Genomic DNA, 15,336 nt, shown 5'->3' with positions numbered 1-15,336 from the left:
AGGGAAACAGTCGACGCGGTATCAGACAATAGCGCGGTGCAGTGGTCAACTAATTCCGGACACCTCGATAGGTGGTTTTGACGCCATCGCCCGCTCGTAAGCGGTCGGTGGCAGATATCCCAGTTTCGAGTGCAACCGTTCGTTGTTGTAAAACCCAACGATGTACTCGGTGATGTCGCGGATTGCTTCAGCATGGTTCGCGTAGTCACGGCGCCATACCCGCTCCATTTTCAAACTCAAAAAGAAGCGCTCCATCACTGCGTTGTCCCAGCAATTACCTTTGCGGCTCATGCTCTGCTGCATGCCGTTTCTTGCCAGTAATTCTCTGTAAGTTGCACTCGCATATTGGCTACCCCGATCTGAGTGGGCAATCAAGCCTGGCGGCGGTTGACGCTGCGCGATAGCCAGTTGCATCGCGGTGCACACCAGCTCTGCCGGCATATTCGGAGCCATCGACCAGCCCACTATCTTGCGTGAAAACAAGTCCAATACCACGGCCAGATACAGCCAGCCACTGCGGGTGCGGATATAGGTGATGTCAGCCACCCAAGCCTTGTTTGGCGCCACTTGATCAAATTTTCTGCCCAGTACATTCTCTGCAATCGGCAGGTCATGATTGCTATCGGTCGTGTGTACAAACTTGCGCTTCCAAGCCGAACGCAGCCCATTAGCTCGCATCAAACGACGGATTTTATACAGCCCGACAAGCATGCCCTTGGCACGCAAAGCGTCGCGCAAAGGGCGGCTGCCGTAGCAGCCTCCACTCTCGGTAAAAGACGCCTTGAGTTGCACAACAACAGGACAACTCTGCCGAACAGGTGCATCAGCACGCTTCTGAGACTCATAGAAGCCCGAACGACTGATGCTCAGCAACCGACAGACATGTGCCACTGAGTAAGCCTTCTGTTGCAGCTGCCGAACCAGTCGATACGTTACTTCAGCTCGCGGGCAAAGAAGGCGGTAGCCTTTTTTAAGATGTCGTTGTCCATCTTGAGCTGCCGATTTTCCTGCTCCAACTGCCGGATGCGCTGCTGTTCCGCCGTCAATGGCTTGCCGATTCCGGCCTGTCCCAGTTGCTCTGCCTCGTATTGCTGAACCCAGCGTCGAACGGCTGTCTCACCAATGTTCAGATCCTGGCAAACCTGCGTAACGGTCAGTCCCTGATCCTTGATCATCTTCACGACTTGCAGCTTGAAGCTGTCGTCGAATGCCCTGCGTTTTTTAGTCATGAATAACTCCTCGATAGATGTATTTTCCACCTATCGGGGTGTCCGGGGAAATTAGACCACTGCACGGTAGCCTTCAATCTCATCTGGCCACGCGGTCAAGATCTCAAACCCCGTCTCCGTCACCGCCACCATATGCTCCCACTGCGCCGACAACGAGCCATCCTTGGTCAGCACCGTCCAGCCATCCGGCATGTTTTTCACATGACGCTTGCCGGCATTGAGCATCGGCTCCACGGTAAAAATCATCCCCGCCTTGAGCTTCATGCCCTGATTCGGAAAGCCGTAATGCAGGATCTGCGGCTCATCGTGATAGACCTTGCCGATCCCGTGCCCGCAGTACTCGCGCACCACGCTGAAGCCTTCTTTCTCCGCCAGGCTCTGAATCGCATGGCCGATGTCGCCCAGCGTGGCGCCCGGCTTCACCACTCGAATACCCGCGCACATCGCCTCGTAGGTGGTCTTGATCAGGTGCTGCGCTTCAGGTGTCGCCTCACCGACCACGTACATGCGGCTGGTATCACCGAACCAGCCGTCCTTGATCACCGCGATGTCGAGGTTGACGATGTCGCCATCCTTCAGCGGCGTGCCCGATGGGATGCCATGGCACACCACGTCGTTGACCGAGGCGCAGACGGTTTTCGGAAAGCCGTGATAGCCGACGTTGGCCGGCACCGCTTTCTGCACGTTGACGATGTAGTCGTTGCACAGCCGATCCAGTTCATCGGTGGTCACGCCGGCCTTGACGTGCGGCACCAGCATTGCCAGCACTTCAGCGGCGAGTTTGCCGGCAGCGCGCGATTGCGCGATGTCGGCCGGGGTGTTGATCTTGATCTGGTTTCTCATGCGCTGACGGCTTCCTGAGTCAGTTGTTGCAGGTCGAGCCCGCCATTTTGTTCGGCGCGAATCAGCAAGCGGCAGATCGCACTGTGGTCGAGGTTGGGGTGCAGTTCGGCGAGCATGCCGATGCGCATCCAGTGCTCGGCTTGCGCGTTGATCGAGCGGCTGAGGGCGTTGCTGGAGATCCGCAGATTCTCGTGCATGTCCTCTGAAATCTTTACGATGCCCATATATGAATCCGATACGATGTGTATATGGATCGTATATTAGCCAAGGCTTAAGCGAAATTGCAAATCAACCCAGCGCCGCGTCGAAAAACGATGAGATGAGCCGACTGGAACGCCGCTCCGCCAGGCAGTACAGATAAGTCTCGGTGAACAGCTCCTCGCCCTCGATTCTGATCGTGCGGATTTTCGGGTCGGCTATGAACTCTGCTTCCGACACCACGCCCAACCCCAGCCCGCGCACCACCGCCTCACGCAACGCCTCACGACTGCCAATTTCCATGGCGATCCTCGGTTTCACCTGCGCCGCATTCAGAGCCTGCTCCAGTACCAACCGCGTGGTGGAACCGGGTTCGCGTTGCAGGAGCCGCTGCCCTTCCAGTTCCTCCAGCCGCACGCTGCCACGATTGGCCAGTGTATGTTCATGGTGGGCGAACAAGATGATCGCGTGCCGCGCATAACGCACCGAACACAACGCCGGATCATCCTGACGCCCGGCCAGCACGGCGATGTCGGTCACATAGTTTTCCAGATCCGACAGCACCTGTGCCGAGTTGCCGACGCGGATCGACACATCGATATTCGGATGCTGTTGCAAATAGCTGTCGACCATTTCGATCACATGAAACGGCCCCACCGCACCAACCTTGAGCTGGCCGCTGTCGAGCCGTCCGGAGTCGCGCAGCAGGTTGTGCGCTTCCAGTTCCAGCAAGGCAATCCGTTGCGCGATCGGCAGCAACTGCCGCCCGACATCGGAAAGCTCGATCCGCCGCCCGCGCCGATGGAACAGCTCAACATTGTGCTGGCGTTCCAAGGCTTGTACTTGCGTGGTCAGGGTCGGCTGGCTCAAGCCTGACGCCCGCGCCCCGGCACTGAAACTGCCGTGACGGGCGACGGCGAGAAAGGCCCGCAGTTTGGCGCTGGACATCCATAGACTCCATCAATAGTTAGCTGTCGTTTCGCATATTGAATTGATTGAATGACTGTCACGTGACAGACCTAGCCTGTGGCAACTCCCAACCACACCGTGGAATGCCATGAAAACAATCAAACAGTTTCTGCGTGTCGCCAGCCTCACCGTCATTGCCCTCGGCGCCAGCCAGGTCTGGGCCAAGGACAAATTGACCATTGGCTTGATCCCCTCGGAAGATTCCCAGGCGATGATCGAATCGAGCAAGCAAGTGCTCGACGATCTGCAAGCCAAAATCGGCATGCCGGTGGTGCCGTTCGTGGCTACCGACTACAACGGCATCATCGAAGCGCTGCGTTCGGGCAAACTCGACGTCGCCTATCTCGGGCCGTTTTCCTACGTGCTGGCGACCTCGGTGGCGGATGTCGAGGCGTTCTCGGTGGCGGTGACCAAGAAGACCGGCCAGAGCGCGTACAAAAGCGTGATTCTGGCGCGCAAGGACAGCGGCATTCATTCGCTGGCCGACCTCAAGGGCCATACGTTTGCATTCGTCGACCCGAGTTCAGCGTCCGGGCATCTGTTTCCCAAGGCTGGCCTTGAGCAGGCCGGTTTTGCTCCGGACAGCCTGTTCAAACGGGTGATTTTCTCCGGCTCCCACGACGCCAGCATCCTTGCGGTCGAGAACAAAAAGGTCGACGCCGCCGCTGTCGCCGACCGCATCTTCGCCAGCGCCGTGGCCAAGGGCGTGGTGAAGCAGGATGACTTTGAAATCGTCTGGAGTTCCAAGCCGATTCCTGAGTCGCCGATGGTCTGGCGCAAGGCGCTCGATCCGCAACTGAAAAAGAAAGTCGCCGATGCACTGGCCGCGATCAAGGACGTGCCGTGGGGCGATCAGGGCCTGCTCAACGGCTTTCAGCCCACCACCGACGCGTCGTATGACGTGGTGCGCGAAACCGCCAAGGTGCTCGATCTCGATTTGCGGAGCATGAAATGATCAGCATCCGCCAACTGACCAAACACTACGGCAGCAACCCGGTATTGCGCGGCATCGACCTTGAAGTCGCTGCGGGCGAATTCGTCGTGGTGCTCGGTCAGTCCGGCGCTGGCAAATCGACCTTGCTGCGTTGTATCAATCGCTTGGCGCAGGCCGACAGCGGCACGCTGAACGTGGCCGGCATCGACGCCCTCGCCTGCCCTGACACCAGCGTTCTGCGCCGTGAAGTGGCGATGATTTTTCAGCACCACAACGTCGTGCCTCGCCTGAGTGTGCTGAAGAACGTGCTGACCGGTCGCCTCGGTTCCGTCGGCACCCTCGCCTCGATTTTGCAGCTGTTCCGCCGTGACGATGTGGCGTTGGCGATGCAATGCCTGGAGCGCGTCGAACTGGCGCACAAGGCTGGCGAGCGCACCGATTCGTTGTCTGGCGGACAAAAACAGCGCGTCGGCATCGCCCGCGCCTTGGCGCAACGACCGCAGGTGATTCTGGCCGATGAACCGATTGCCAGCCTTGACCCGAAGACCGCGCGCCTGGTGTTGCAGTACTTGCGCGATGCCACCCGCGAACTGGGCATCACCGTGCTGTGCAATCTGCATCAGGTCGAATACGCCCGTGAGTTCGGCGACCGCGTGGTCGGCCTCGCGCACGGCAGTCTGGTGTTCGATGGCAAAGCGTCGAGCATGACTGAAGCCGATCTGGCGCGAATCTATCCGGGGCAATCAACAGAGTCCTCCGCTGACGTCCCGACGACCACCCTGTCCTACCGCACTGCATCGAGGGCCTGAGCATGCAATCGCAAAACTACCAGTGGGTCGGCGATCGTCCCCGTGGCCCGCGCAGTTGGCTGACCACCGGCGCCGTCGTCCTGATCGTGCTGTGGACGCTGAACTGGAGCGCACAAGGCGCGCAGCTCAGCCTCGGTGAACTGGCCGCCGGGTTGCCGCAGATCGGCGACTTTCTCTCGCGCACCTTTCCGCCGGACCTGAGCATCCTGCCGCGTCTGATCGCGCCTGCGGTGGAAACCTTGCAGATCGCCATTTGGGGAACCCTGCTTGGCGTCTTACTGGCGATTCCAATGTCGTTCCTCGCCGCGCGCAATTTGAGCAGCAACCGCTGGCTGTTTCACGCCACCCGCCAGGCACTGAATTTCACCCGCAGCATCAACGAACTGATCCTCGCGCTGATCTTCGTCTCGGCGGTTGGCCTCGGCCCGTTCCCCGGCGTATTGGCGCTGGCTCTGCATGGCCTGGGCATGCTCGGCAAATTCTTCGCCGAGAGCATCGAAGAGATCGACCAAGGCCCGATTGAAGCGCTGCAAGCGACCGGAGCTCGGCCGCTACAGGTGATCGTGTTTGGTGTGCTGCCACAGGTCATCACCGCGTGGATTGCCGTGATCCTGTACCGCTTCGAGGTCAACCTGCGCTCGGCCACGGTGCTGGGCATGGTCGGTGCCGGCGGTTTGGGGTTCGAGCTGGTGAGCAGTCTCAAGCTGTTCAAATATCAGGAAACCGCGACCTGCATCATCGTCATCACCTTCATGGTGATAGTCGCCGACGCCATCTCCAGCCGCCTGCGCGCGGCGATCCAGAGCGGTTCGGCGCACTAGCGTAAAGCTGCTATCGGCTCAGCCGATTCAAACCTGCGATTTATCGATTTGTGCCGTTGTCGGTCGCCCTCGACTATGTGGCCACACGACAACAACAAGAAGGATTGACCATGACTGCCCGCTTCCAGAACCCCGTCGATACCCGTTTCGGCTGGGGCAGCCTGCAAGACCTTGCCGCCATCACCGAGCAGCAGCGCGTCGCGCTCGTAACCTTCCCTGAAGCCCGAGGGCTGGGCTTGGTGGACCGTTTGCAAAGCTTGCTCGGCGAACGCCTGATCTACGTTTTCGAAGACGTCCAGCCCAACCCCGACGTCGCCCATCTGCGCAGCACTTACGAGCACTTCTGGCAACACGCCGGTGACTGTGACGTGGTCCTCGCCGTGGGCGGCGGCAGCGCCATCGATACCGCCAAAGCATTGATCGTCGGCACCGAATCCGGCCGTTTCGATGAACTGCTGAGCCTGCTGGCGACAGGCAAACCGTTCACCCCTGCACATTGCAAACAACTGATCGCCGCGCCAACCACCGCCGGCACCGGCAGCGAAGTCACGCCGTGGGCGACGATCTGGGACAGCGCCAGCCAGAAGAAATACTCGCTGCACCTGGACTGCACCTGGCCAAGGGTGGCGATCATCGACCCGCAACTGATGCTCACCGTACCGGCCGGCGTCACCGTTTCCACCGGGCTCGACGCCCTGTCCCATGCGCTGGAAGCGATCTGGAACGTCAACGCCAACCCGGTCTCAGACACCTTTGCCATTTCCGCAATTGAAGACATTCTCGAATGCCTGCCGCGTTTGCACAAAGATCTGTCGAGCCAAGAGTTGCGCACGCGCATGGCCCTCGCCGCACTCAAGGCCGGGCTGGCGTTTTCCAACACCAAAACCGCGCTGGCGCACTCGATTTCCTATGAGATGACCTTGCGCCACGGTTTGCCCCACGGCATCGCCTGCTCCTTCACCTTGCCGCTTGTTTTGGGTTTGGCCTGGGGCCACGACGCTACTCGCGACCGTACCTTGCAACGGGTATTCGGCGCGGACCTGAGCAAAGCCCAACAGCAACTGCGCGAGTTCCTGCACAGCCTCGGGGTGAAGACCGAGTTTGCCGATTACGGCGTCTCGGCCAAGGACGCCGAAGCCATCATCCAGCTCGCGATGCAGGGTGCGCGCGGCAAGAACTTCATCGGTTCACAAGCCGCCTGACGCCTGATAACACCCAAGTCACCCAAGCACCGCCAGCGGCATGCAGCCGCGGTGATTTCCTGTCGCACCAAAAAAGAGTGCACCCGCCGACGACACCCGGCGGGAACCGACAACAATAAGGAAAAGATCATGAATCGTGCCGAAACAATGCCTGGTCTCGCCGTCCGTTCTGCCTCGTTCCGGGTCGCCCAGTGGCGCATGCTGCTGGCAGCGATGTTCTGTTACCTGTTTTTCTACACCGGTCGGCAGACCTTCGGTTTTGCCATTCCGGGGATTCAGGCCGAGTTCGGCCTGAGCAAGGAAACCCTCGGCTGGGCCTCTGCAGCGATGCTCTGGGCCTACGCGATTGGGCAGGCGATCAACGGCAACCTCGCCGATAAATTCGGTGGTCGACGGATCATGACGCTGGGTGCGGTGCTGTCCTGCGGTGCCAACTGGGTGACCAGTTTTGCCGGTGGTTTCACCAGCCTGATTCTGCCGTGGGGCGTCAACGGTTACTTTCAGGCCTTGGGCTGGGCGCCGGGCGGTCGGCTGATTGCCAATTGGTGGGCAGCGGGTGAGCGCGGCAAGGTCTATGGTTTTTACACCTTCGCAGCCGGTTGCGCGTCGATTCTGTCGTACGTCACCTCCATCGTCGTGCTCGAAGTGCTGCAACTGGAATGGCGCTGGATCTTCCGCTTGCCAGTGCTGCTGATGCTCGCCGGCGGGATCATTTTCTATCTGGTCGCCCGCGAACGCCCGCAGGATCTGGGCTTCGAACCGGTGGGTGATACCGGTGTGGCCAACGCTGACGATAAACATCAGGAAGCCGCGCAGGGCGAAGTCGAGTCCTCGGCACAACGCTATAAAGCGGTGCTGAAGAATCCCCGCCTGCTGATCGCTGCGCTGTCCCTGGGCTTTCAGAACGCGGCGCGCTACGGCTTGATCGTCTGGGTGCCGGTGCACTTTCTCGGCGCCAACTGGAAAAGCGGCGACAGCATGGTCGACCCGAAATGGATCACCGTCGCCCTCCCCGTCGGCATGGCGGTTGGCGCGTTGAGCAATGGCTGGGTGTCGGACAAGTTGTTCGGCTCCAAGCGGTATCTGGCGATCATGCTCTATATGGTGCTGGGCGCGGCGACCAGCCTGTGGATGTGGAGCCTGCCACCACACAGCGTCATCGGCCTGATCGCCCTGTTCCTGTGCGGCTTCTTCGTCTACGGCCCGGCCTCGAGTTTCTGGGCGCTGTGCCCGGATCTGGTCGGGGCCAAACGCGCCGGTACGGCGACCGGAATCATGAACTTTTCCTCATACCTGTTCGCCGGCCTGGCCGAGCCGATGATCGGTCGTTTGCTTGACACCACGGCAAACACGTCTCTCATCTTCATAGTGGTCACCAGCGCCTGCCTGTGCAGCGCGGCAGTGGCATTGTTCATTCGACGCTGACGGGGCTTGCATGTACCAGTATCACAAGTGGTTGCGTTCGTTTCATGCGGTGGCCAAGACCGGCAGTTTTACCCTTGCGGCGGAGTACCTGAGCGTCGGTCAGCCGACCGTCAGCGAACAGGTCAATGCGCTGGAAAACACCTTCTCGGTCGAGCTGTTCCATCGCCGTGGCCGCTACATCGAAATGAGCGCCGCCGGGCACAAGCTCTATGCGATCACTCAGGGCCTGTTCGGTCAGGAGGATGAAGCCGTGCAACTGTTGCAGAGCTTCAAGCAGCGCAAGACCGGAATGCTGCGCCTCGGCGCGGTGTCACCGCCGATTGCCATGAACCTGACCTATGAGCTGATGCAGCGCCATCCGGATATCGAACTGGAAACCTCGTTTTCTTCGGAAAAGGACACCCTGGCGCGGTTGTTCAACTTTGATATCGACGTGGCGATTCTGGCCTTGTCGGAATTCGATGAGCGCTTCCACACGCGGTTGTATCACCGCTATCCGATCATCGCCGTGGTGCGTGATGACCATCCGTGGGCCAGTCAGGCGCAGGTTCACATCAGTGAAATCAGTGGCGAAAAATGGGTGATGCGCGAATCCAGTGCACGCACCCGGCAACTGGTGGAAGAAAGCTGCAAGCGCCTCAATATCGATCTCAACTGCGTCATGCAACTCAACAGCCGCGAAGCCATCGTCCACGCGATCGTCAAAGGCATCGGCATCGGATTTGTCTCGGCGGTCGAGTACGCCGAAACCCCGGGCACCACGCCGATCACCTTTGTCGATCACCCGTTTTTCATCGAATACCACCTGTGCTGCCTCGGCATCCGCCGGAACCGGCCAGTGATTGCCGAACTGTTTGATGCGAACCCACCGCTGACCTGATCAGCACTGACCCTTGAACCGCCTACCTCATTGCCGAGGGACGGCCCACGCTTACCTGAAAACGGAGATTGACCATGCAGTACCAACAACCGACTCACCTGCAAGCCGCGATCCTCGACTGGGCCGGCACCGTTGTCGATTTCGGCTCGTTTGCGCCAACGCAAATCTTCGTCGAAGCCTTTGCCGAGTTCGGCGTCGCGGTATCGCTGGAAGAAGCGCGCGGGCCGATGGGCATGGGCAAGTGGGATCACATCCGCACCCTGTGCAACCTGCCGCAGATTGCCGAGCGTTACCGCGCGGCGTTTGATCGCTTGCCGAGTGACGACGATGTAACGGCAATCTACGAACGTTTCATGCCGCTGCAGATCGAAAAAATCGCCCTGCATTCGGCGATGATCCCGGGTGCGCTCGAGGCGCTTGCCGCGTTGCGCGACAAGGGTTTGAAAATCGGTTCGTGCTCGGGCTACCCGGCGGTGGTAATGGCCAAGGTCGTCGAACTGGCGCGGGAAAATGGCTACGTCGCTGACCATGTCGTCGCCACCGATGAAGTGCCGAATGGCCGTCCGTATCCGGCGCAGGCGTTGGCCAACGTGATTGCCCTGGGCATCGATGACGTGGCCGCCTGCGTCAAGGTCGACGACACCTGGCCGGGAATTCTCGAAGGCCGCGCCGCCGGCATGTGGACGGTGGCGTTGACCTGTTCCGGCAACGCACTGGGCCTGACCTATGAGCAATACAAGGCGTTGCCGTCGGATCGACTGGCGGAAGAACGCGCGCGGATCGGCAAGATGTTCGCCCCTTCACGTCCGCATTACCTGATCGACACCATCGCCGAGCTGCCCGAAGTGATCGAAGACATCAATGCGCGCCTGGCCCGGGGCGAAACTCCTCAGTCCTGCTGATTGATCGTCCGCACCTCGCGCTGATCGTTCCCACGCTCTGCGTGGGAATGCAGCCCGTGACGCTCCGCGTCACTGGACGCGGAGCGTCCCTAGAGGCGTTCCCACGCGGAGCGTGGGAACGATCAACAGCCAAATCGCGGGCAAAAAAAAGCTGCCAAAACTGGCAGCAAAAACTTTAAGAACACGCGATGTATTGACCTCAGCATAGACGCCGGATAATGACAGTGTCGTGACAGTCGCAAATTCATTCAATCGCCCCGCCCCCGTCATCAGGATGTCATCAAGATCACGGCAGAATCCTCGCAAACCGTCTTGAGCCTCGCGACGGATGCTCTGCAAGGATTCCCATGAAAGACGACGCCTCGCTGTTTGCCGCCATCGACCTGGGTTCGAACGCCTTTCGCCTGATGATCGGCCAGTCGGTGCGCAGCCGCAAAGGCTTGCAGATTCAGGAAGTGAAAACCCTGCGCGAACCGGTGCGCCTTGCCGAAGGCTTTGACGGCGGTGCGCTGGATGCACTGGCACTGGATCGCGGCTGGCAGGCGTTGGCGCGGTTCGGCAAGAAGCTGCGTGGTTTCGAGGCCGGCCGGGTTCGTGCGGTGGCCACCAGCGCGGTGCGTGAAGCGGACAACGCGCAACTGTTTCTGGCCAGTGCCGAGCGGCATCTGGGCTTTCCCATCGACGTCATTTGCGGCCATGAAGAGGCGCGGCTGGTCTACGCCGGCGTAACTCACGCCTTGCCCAGCGCCGACGACCTGCGCCTGGTGGTCGACATCGGCGGCGGCTCCACCGAGCTGATCCTCGGCCAGGGCTCACAACCCTTGTTAACCGAAAGCATCGCCATCGGCAGCGGCACCTTGAGCACGCGATTCTTTCGCGGCGGCGATGTGTCCGCCGGCGCGCTACAGGAGGCCGAACGCTTCGCCATCCTGCAGTTTGAAAAAGTTGCCCGGCGCTACCGTGCTCAGGGCTGGCAGCAAACCATCGGCTCTTCCGGCACCGCGCGCATGCTCGCCAAAGTACTCAAGACCAATCGCCTCAACGACTTCGGCCAGGACGGCATCACCTACGGCGGACTGCTGCGCCTGTCGCTGCTGTTGTTGAAGGTAAACAACGTGCAACAACTCAAGCTTGCCGGTCTGCAACCACACCGCCAGAGCATTCTGCCCGGCGGTCTGGTGTTAATGCTGGCGGCATTCAAAGTGTTCGGTATCGCACAAATGCTGCCCTCCGAACCGGGCCTGCGTCTGGGCGTGTTGCACGGTTTGATGAGCCAGCACTAATCCTCGCCGCAACAGATTCGTCTCCCCTTCGGCGGCTTGATCGACTAACATGCCGCCGCTGGTTCCCGAACGGGACTAATAGGGAATCCGGGGTGCTTGCACAGCATTGACCGGAACTGCCCCCGCAACTGTAGGTGCCGAGCCTGCTCCACGACTGCCACTGGGTGAATCCCGGGAAGGCCGGAGCCAGGCGATGACGCATCAGTCAGGAGACCTGCCGGCACAGTGATTACTAACCGGCGGGGTGTCCGGGAAGGACATCGTGCCGTGCGCGTCTTCGTTGGCTGCCCGGCCTTGCGCTGTTTTCCTGACCGCGTTCGATGGTGTGTTTCCAGACCGTACTCTCCCGCTCCCCGTACGGTTCCCCTGGAGACTGCCCCATGCTGCTGCCCCGCGTTGCCACCCTCATTACCGGCCTGAGCCTTGGCGCCCTGGCGCAGGCGGCCCCGACTGTCTATCCACTGACGGTCGAGAACTGCGGCAGCACCCTGACCTTCCAGCACGCACCGACGCGCACCGTGACCATCGGCCAGGCCGGCACGGAGATGCTCTACGCCATGGGCCTGGGCGACAAAGTCGTCGGCACCTCACTGTGGTTCAACAATGTGCTGGCCAAATACAAGGCACAAAACGACCAGATCGAGCGCCTGGCTGACAACGAGCCGAGTTTCGAGTCGGTAATCGGCAAGCGTCCGGAACTGGTCGCCGTGGAACTGGAATGGATGGTCGGCCCGCAAGGCGCGGTGGGCACGCGCGAGCAGTTTCATGAACTGAAGATTCCAACGTACCTGCTGCCTTCCGATTGCGAAGCCAAGGACAACCTCGTCGGCGCCGATGGCACGCGACTGGCGCCGTTTCGCATCGAGACGATTTACAAAAGCGTGAGCCAACTGGCGCAGATCTTCGATGTTCAGGAGCGTGGCCAGCAGCTCAATGATCAACTCAAGGCGAGTCTCGCCAAATCGATTGCCACCGCCCAAGGCAAACAGCTCAAAGACGCCAGCGCTCTGGTGTGGTTCTCCAGCGCACAAATGGACATCGAGCCGTTCGTGGCCGGGCACAAAGGCGTTCCCGATTTCATGCTCAGCACCCTCGGCGTGCGCAACGTGGTGGCGTCCGATGAGGAGTGGCCAACGGTCGGTTGGGAAACCATCGCCAAGGCCAATCCGACCTTCCTGGTCATCGCGCGCATGGATCGTCGACGCTTCCCCGCCGACGACTATGAAAAGAAACTCGCCTTCCTGCGCAGCGATCCGGTGACGCGCAACATGGACGCGGTGAAACACAACCGCATCATCATCCTCGACGCCATGGCCCTGCAGGCGAGCCTGCGCATGTTCGAGGGCATTGAGCAATTGGCCACGGCCATCAACGGCTATGACCTGTCGCAATGAGTGCCAGCCTGATCCGCACGCTCCTGGCCCTGGCGACCCTGTTGATTGCAGTGGTCGCCGGCGTGGCCATCGGTGAAACCTCGATTGCACCAGACGTGGTGCTGCAAGTGCTGGCGAACAAATTGTGGGGCGCCGGGCATGTCCTCGACCCGATCGATGAAGGCATCGTCTGGAACTACCGCCTGACCCGGGCATTGGTCGCGGCGGCATGCGGTGCAGGGTTAGCGACCTGCGGAGTGATTTTGCAGTCGCTGCTGCGCAATCCGTTGGCCGATCCCTATCTGCTGGGCATTTCTGCCGGCGCCTCGACCGGGGCGGTGATGGTCGCGCTGCTTGGCGTAGGTGCCGGGATCATCTCACTGTCAGTCGGTGCCTTCGCCGGCGCGGTCACGGCGTTCGTGCTGGTGATTGTGCTGGCGCGGGTCAGCGGCTCGGCCAGCGGTACCGGGCAGATCATTCTCGCGGGGATCGCCGGTTCGCAGCTGTTCAATGCGCTGACGGCGTTTCTGATCACTCGCTCGGCCAGCTCCGAGCAGGCGCGCGGGATCATGTTCTGGTTGCTGGGCAATCTTGGCGGCGTGCGCTGGCCATCGGTGTGGCTGGCGGTGCCAGTGGCCGTGTTGGGGTTGGTTGTGTGCCTGTGGCATCGGCGGGCGCTGGATGCGTTTACCTTTGGTGCGGATTCGGCGGCGTCGCTCGGCATTCCGGTGCGGCGTGTGCAGATTCTGCTGATCGGTTGTGCAGCGCTGGTGACGGCAGTGATGGTGTCGATTGTCGGCTCTATCGGTTTTGTCGGTCTGGTCATTCCTCATGCCGCGCGTCTGTTGCTGGGCACCGGTCATGCGCGGTTGCTGCCGGCCAGTGCGTTGGGTGGCGCGGTGTTTCTGATAGCCGCCGATGTGCTGTCGCGCACACTGATCAAGGGCCAGGTGATTCCGGTCGGGGTGATTACCGCGCTGGTCGGCGCGCCGGTGTTCGCCTTGATTCTGGTCGGCCGCAGGTCGGCACGATGAACAGTGTCTTGAGTTGTTCCGGCCTGAGCTTCAGGGTGCGCGGCGCCGAGTTGCTCAACGGTGTCAGCCTTGAGGTTCAGCGTGGCGAAACTCTGGGCATTGTCGGGCCGAATGGCGCGGGCAAATCCACTCTGTTGAAGTTGCTGGCCGGGCTGCGTGAACCGAGCGCTGGCCAGGTGCTGCTTGAAGGTCAACGCCTGGGCAAAATGGCCCGGCGCAGCATTGCGCAAAAGCTTGCGGTGGTTGAGCAACAAGCTGATACCGACGATGGCATTCGCGTGTTCGACGCAGTGGCGTTGGGGCGTACGCCGTGGTTGTCGGCGCTGCAACCGTGGTCGCAGGCCGACGACGCGATTGTTCAGCAGGCGCTGACCGACGTCGACGCGATGCACTTGCGCACGCGTCTGTGGCGCAGCCTGTCCGGCGGTGAACGGCAGCGGGTGCACATCGCCCGGGCACTGGCGCAGCGGCCGCAGATTCTGTTGCTCGACGAGCCGGCCAATCACCTCGACATTCAGCATCAACTGACCATTCTCAACGTGGTGCAGGCGTTGCCGGTGACCACGCTGATTGCGCTGCATGATCTCAATCAGGCGTTGAAATGTGATCGTCTGGCGGTGCTGGAGCGCGGGCGGCTGGTGGCATTGGGCAAGCCGCTGGAGGTGCTGACACCGCAGCGCTTACAGGAGACGTTCGGGGTCAGGGCGCATTACCTGACGGACCCGTTCGATGGGGCGCAGATTCTCAGATTTCACTCATGACGTTGTGCATGTGGGTTGTTTGCCAGACCGGGTCAGCGTCGACGTCGATAATCTTGAAGCCTTGGCGCTGCCAGAATTCGATGGCGCCCGGCAGAAATGGATGGGTGTGCAGGTAGATCACCTCGACGCCGTCGGCGAATGCCAGGTCTTTGAGTGATCGGTACAACGCCGCGGCCAACCCGGAACGCCGTTGTGAAGGCACGACGAACAGGCGCACGATTTCCACTACCTTGCGGCCGGGATAATCAAGGTTCGGGAAGCGTCGGTCGTAGGAGAGATAGCCGATCGAGGCCACAATCTGCCCCGCATGACGAGCGATCAGAAAGCGCCCTGCCCCACGCAGATAAACCTCGGCAAAACGCGCCAGATCGTCGGGTATGCCGGTCGCGCTGAGCTTGGGGAAAAGCTCGGCGCGGGCGTTTAGAACAAAATCAAGAACTTCAGGAATGTCGGCGTCGGACACGGCCTGAATGATGTATTGATGATTCACGTAGCGGCAAACACCTAGGATGCGGTTGGTCACATTAGCAATAACAGATTCCGTGAGGCCATCCAGAATTTCATGACTTGCCCAAAACCCTGTGGGAGCGAGCTTGCTCGCGAAGGCGGCAGATCATCCAACATTGATGTTGACTGAATGGACGCTTTCGCGAGCAAGCTCGCTCCCACAAGT

General features: G+C 60.6%; 16 protein-coding genes and 1 riboswitch. Of the genes, 11 read left to right on the top strand and 5 right to left on the bottom strand.

Features of this window, described 5'->3' with window-relative positions:
• Positions 1-45: 45 nt before the first annotated feature.
• The 4 genes from CLU80_RS25870 to CLU80_RS25855 all read right to left on the bottom strand — a co-directional run bounded on the left by CLU80_RS25870 (position 46) and on the right by CLU80_RS25855 (position 3,218).
• A protein-coding gene (locus tag CLU80_RS25870; RefSeq protein ID WP_286079780.1) for an IS3 family transposase occupies positions 46-1,229 on the bottom strand; the annotation gives its coding sequence in 2 pieces (ribosomal slippage) (positions 46-965 and positions 965-1,229; 1,185 coding nt in all).
• 51 nt (positions 1,230-1,280) lie between these two features.
• The gene (gene map / locus CLU80_RS25865) at positions 1,281-2,072 is read right to left on the bottom strand and encodes a type I methionyl aminopeptidase (RefSeq protein ID WP_099758786.1); all 792 of its coding nucleotides are present in this window, start codon (positions 2,070-2,072) and stop codon (positions 1,281-1,283) included.
• Positions 2,069-2,296, bottom strand: coding sequence for a ParD-like family protein (locus CLU80_RS25860; protein ID WP_007918027.1), 228 nt, complete (start codon positions 2,294-2,296; stop codon positions 2,069-2,071). The genes map and CLU80_RS25860 overlap by 4 nt, the downstream gene beginning before the upstream one ends.
• Positions 2,297-2,360: 64 nt before the next feature.
• Positions 2,361-3,218 carry a LysR substrate-binding domain-containing protein gene (locus CLU80_RS25855; RefSeq protein ID WP_099758785.1) on the bottom strand — a complete coding sequence of 286 codons (858 nt, stop codon included), beginning with the start codon at positions 3,216-3,218 and terminating at the stop codon, positions 2,361-2,363.
• A gap of 109 nt (positions 3,219-3,327) precedes the next feature.
• On the opposite strand from CLU80_RS25855, the gene phnD reads away from it, so the two are divergent.
• The 11 genes from phnD (at position 3,328) to CLU80_RS25800 (ending at position 14,663) form a co-directional block, all read left to right on the top strand.
• Positions 3,328-4,194 carry a phosphonate ABC transporter substrate-binding protein gene (gene phnD / locus CLU80_RS25850; RefSeq protein WP_099758784.1) on the top strand — a complete coding sequence of 289 codons (867 nt, stop codon included), beginning with the start codon at positions 3,328-3,330 and terminating at the stop codon, positions 4,192-4,194.
• Complete coding sequence (gene phnC / locus CLU80_RS25845; RefSeq protein ID WP_099758783.1) at positions 4,191-4,982, top strand: phosphonate ABC transporter ATP-binding protein; 792 nt, start codon at positions 4,191-4,193, stop codon at positions 4,980-4,982. The genes phnD and phnC overlap by 4 nt, the downstream gene beginning before the upstream one ends.
• A gap of 2 nt (positions 4,983-4,984) precedes the next feature.
• Complete coding sequence (gene phnE, locus CLU80_RS25840; RefSeq protein ID WP_099758782.1) at positions 4,985-5,803, top strand: phosphonate ABC transporter, permease protein PhnE; 819 nt, start codon at positions 4,985-4,987, stop codon at positions 5,801-5,803.
• A 110-nt stretch (positions 5,804-5,913) separates the two neighbouring features.
• Positions 5,914-7,005 carry an iron-containing alcohol dehydrogenase PsrA gene (gene psrA, locus CLU80_RS25835; RefSeq protein ID WP_099758781.1) on the top strand — a complete coding sequence of 364 codons (1,092 nt, stop codon included), beginning with the start codon at positions 5,914-5,916 and terminating at the stop codon, positions 7,003-7,005.
• A gap of 129 nt (positions 7,006-7,134) precedes the next feature.
• Entirely contained in the window at positions 7,135-8,430 is a 1,296-nt protein-coding gene (locus CLU80_RS25830) for an MFS transporter (protein ID WP_093437737.1), read from the top strand.
• Between the two features lie 10 nt (positions 8,431-8,440).
• Positions 8,441-9,310, top strand: coding sequence for a LysR substrate-binding domain-containing protein (locus CLU80_RS25825; protein ID WP_099758780.1), 870 nt, complete (start codon positions 8,441-8,443; stop codon positions 9,308-9,310).
• 74 nt (positions 9,311-9,384) lie between these two features.
• On the top strand, positions 9,385-10,212 hold the full coding sequence (gene phnX / locus CLU80_RS25820; protein WP_099758779.1) for a phosphonoacetaldehyde hydrolase: 828 nt from the start codon (positions 9,385-9,387) through the stop codon (positions 10,210-10,212).
• Positions 10,213-10,559: 347 nt separating this feature from the next.
• Positions 10,560-11,495: a Ppx/GppA family phosphatase gene (locus CLU80_RS25815; protein ID WP_093437728.1), complete on the top strand. Its 936-nt coding sequence runs from the start codon at positions 10,560-10,562 to the stop codon at positions 11,493-11,495.
• A gap of 42 nt (positions 11,496-11,537) precedes the next feature.
• Positions 11,538-11,731, top strand: a riboswitch (cobalamin riboswitch).
• Positions 11,732-11,875: 144 nt separating this feature from the next.
• Positions 11,876-12,889: an ABC transporter substrate-binding protein gene (locus tag CLU80_RS25810; protein WP_099758778.1), complete on the top strand. Its 1,014-nt coding sequence runs from the start codon at positions 11,876-11,878 to the stop codon at positions 12,887-12,889.
• 8 nt (positions 12,890-12,897) lie between these two features.
• Positions 12,898-13,902, top strand: a complete 1,005-nt coding sequence (locus CLU80_RS25805) for a FecCD family ABC transporter permease (RefSeq protein ID WP_175559651.1) — start codon at positions 12,898-12,900, stop codon at positions 13,900-13,902.
• A complete protein-coding gene (locus CLU80_RS25800; RefSeq protein ID WP_099758777.1) occupies positions 13,899-14,663 on the top strand; it encodes an ABC transporter ATP-binding protein in 765 nt (254 codons plus the stop codon). The genes CLU80_RS25805 and CLU80_RS25800 overlap by 4 nt, the downstream gene beginning before the upstream one ends.
• Here the strand turns inward: CLU80_RS25800 and CLU80_RS25795 are convergent.
• Positions 14,647-15,153 (bottom strand): GNAT family N-acetyltransferase, encoded by a 507-nt coding sequence (locus tag CLU80_RS25795; RefSeq protein WP_093437717.1) that lies wholly within the window; start codon positions 15,151-15,153, stop codon positions 14,647-14,649. The two genes, CLU80_RS25800 and CLU80_RS25795, sit on opposite strands and share 17 nt — an antisense overlap.
• Positions 15,154-15,336: the final 183 nt, after the last annotated feature.

The organism is Pseudomonas sp. 29 (genome assembly GCF_002754355.1).
Taxonomy (GTDB): domain Bacteria; phylum Pseudomonadota; class Gammaproteobacteria; order Pseudomonadales; family Pseudomonadaceae; genus Aquipseudomonas; species Aquipseudomonas neuropathica.
This window is presented reverse-complemented; position numbering and strand designations above follow the sequence as displayed.

Bases quoted from the DNA above. Each gene is read 5' to 3' on its own strand.
- phnX (WP_099758779.1), top strand. From the start codon at position 9,385: ATGCAGTACCAACAACCGACTCACCTGCAAGCCGCGATCCTCGACTGG.
- phnC (WP_099758783.1), top strand. From the start codon at position 4,191: ATGATCAGCATCCGCCAACTGACCAAACACTACGGCAGCAACCCGGTA.
- phnE (WP_099758782.1), top strand. From the start codon at position 4,985: ATGCAATCGCAAAACTACCAGTGGGTCGGCGATCGTCCCCGTGGCCCG.
- CLU80_RS25810 (WP_099758778.1), top strand. From the start codon at position 11,876: ATGCTGCTGCCCCGCGTTGCCACCCTCATTACCGGCCTGAGCCTTGGC.
- CLU80_RS25830 (WP_093437737.1), top strand. From the start codon at position 7,135: ATGAATCGTGCCGAAACAATGCCTGGTCTCGCCGTCCGTTCTGCCTCG.
- CLU80_RS25855 (WP_099758785.1), bottom strand. From the start codon at position 3,218: ATGTCCAGCGCCAAACTGCGGGCCTTTCTCGCCGTCGCCCGTCACGGC.
- phnD (WP_099758784.1), top strand. From the start codon at position 3,328: ATGAAAACAATCAAACAGTTTCTGCGTGTCGCCAGCCTCACCGTCATT.
- map (WP_099758786.1), bottom strand. From the start codon at position 2,072: ATGAGAAACCAGATCAAGATCAACACCCCGGCCGACATCGCGCAATCG.
- CLU80_RS25800 (WP_099758777.1), top strand. From the start codon at position 13,899: ATGAACAGTGTCTTGAGTTGTTCCGGCCTGAGCTTCAGGGTGCGCGGC.
- CLU80_RS25815 (WP_093437728.1), top strand. From the start codon at position 10,560: ATGAAAGACGACGCCTCGCTGTTTGCCGCCATCGACCTGGGTTCGAAC.
- CLU80_RS25860 (WP_007918027.1), bottom strand. From the start codon at position 2,296: ATGGGCATCGTAAAGATTTCAGAGGACATGCACGAGAATCTGCGGATC.
- CLU80_RS25825 (WP_099758780.1), top strand. From the start codon at position 8,441: ATGTACCAGTATCACAAGTGGTTGCGTTCGTTTCATGCGGTGGCCAAG.
- psrA (WP_099758781.1), top strand. From the start codon at position 5,914: ATGACTGCCCGCTTCCAGAACCCCGTCGATACCCGTTTCGGCTGGGGC.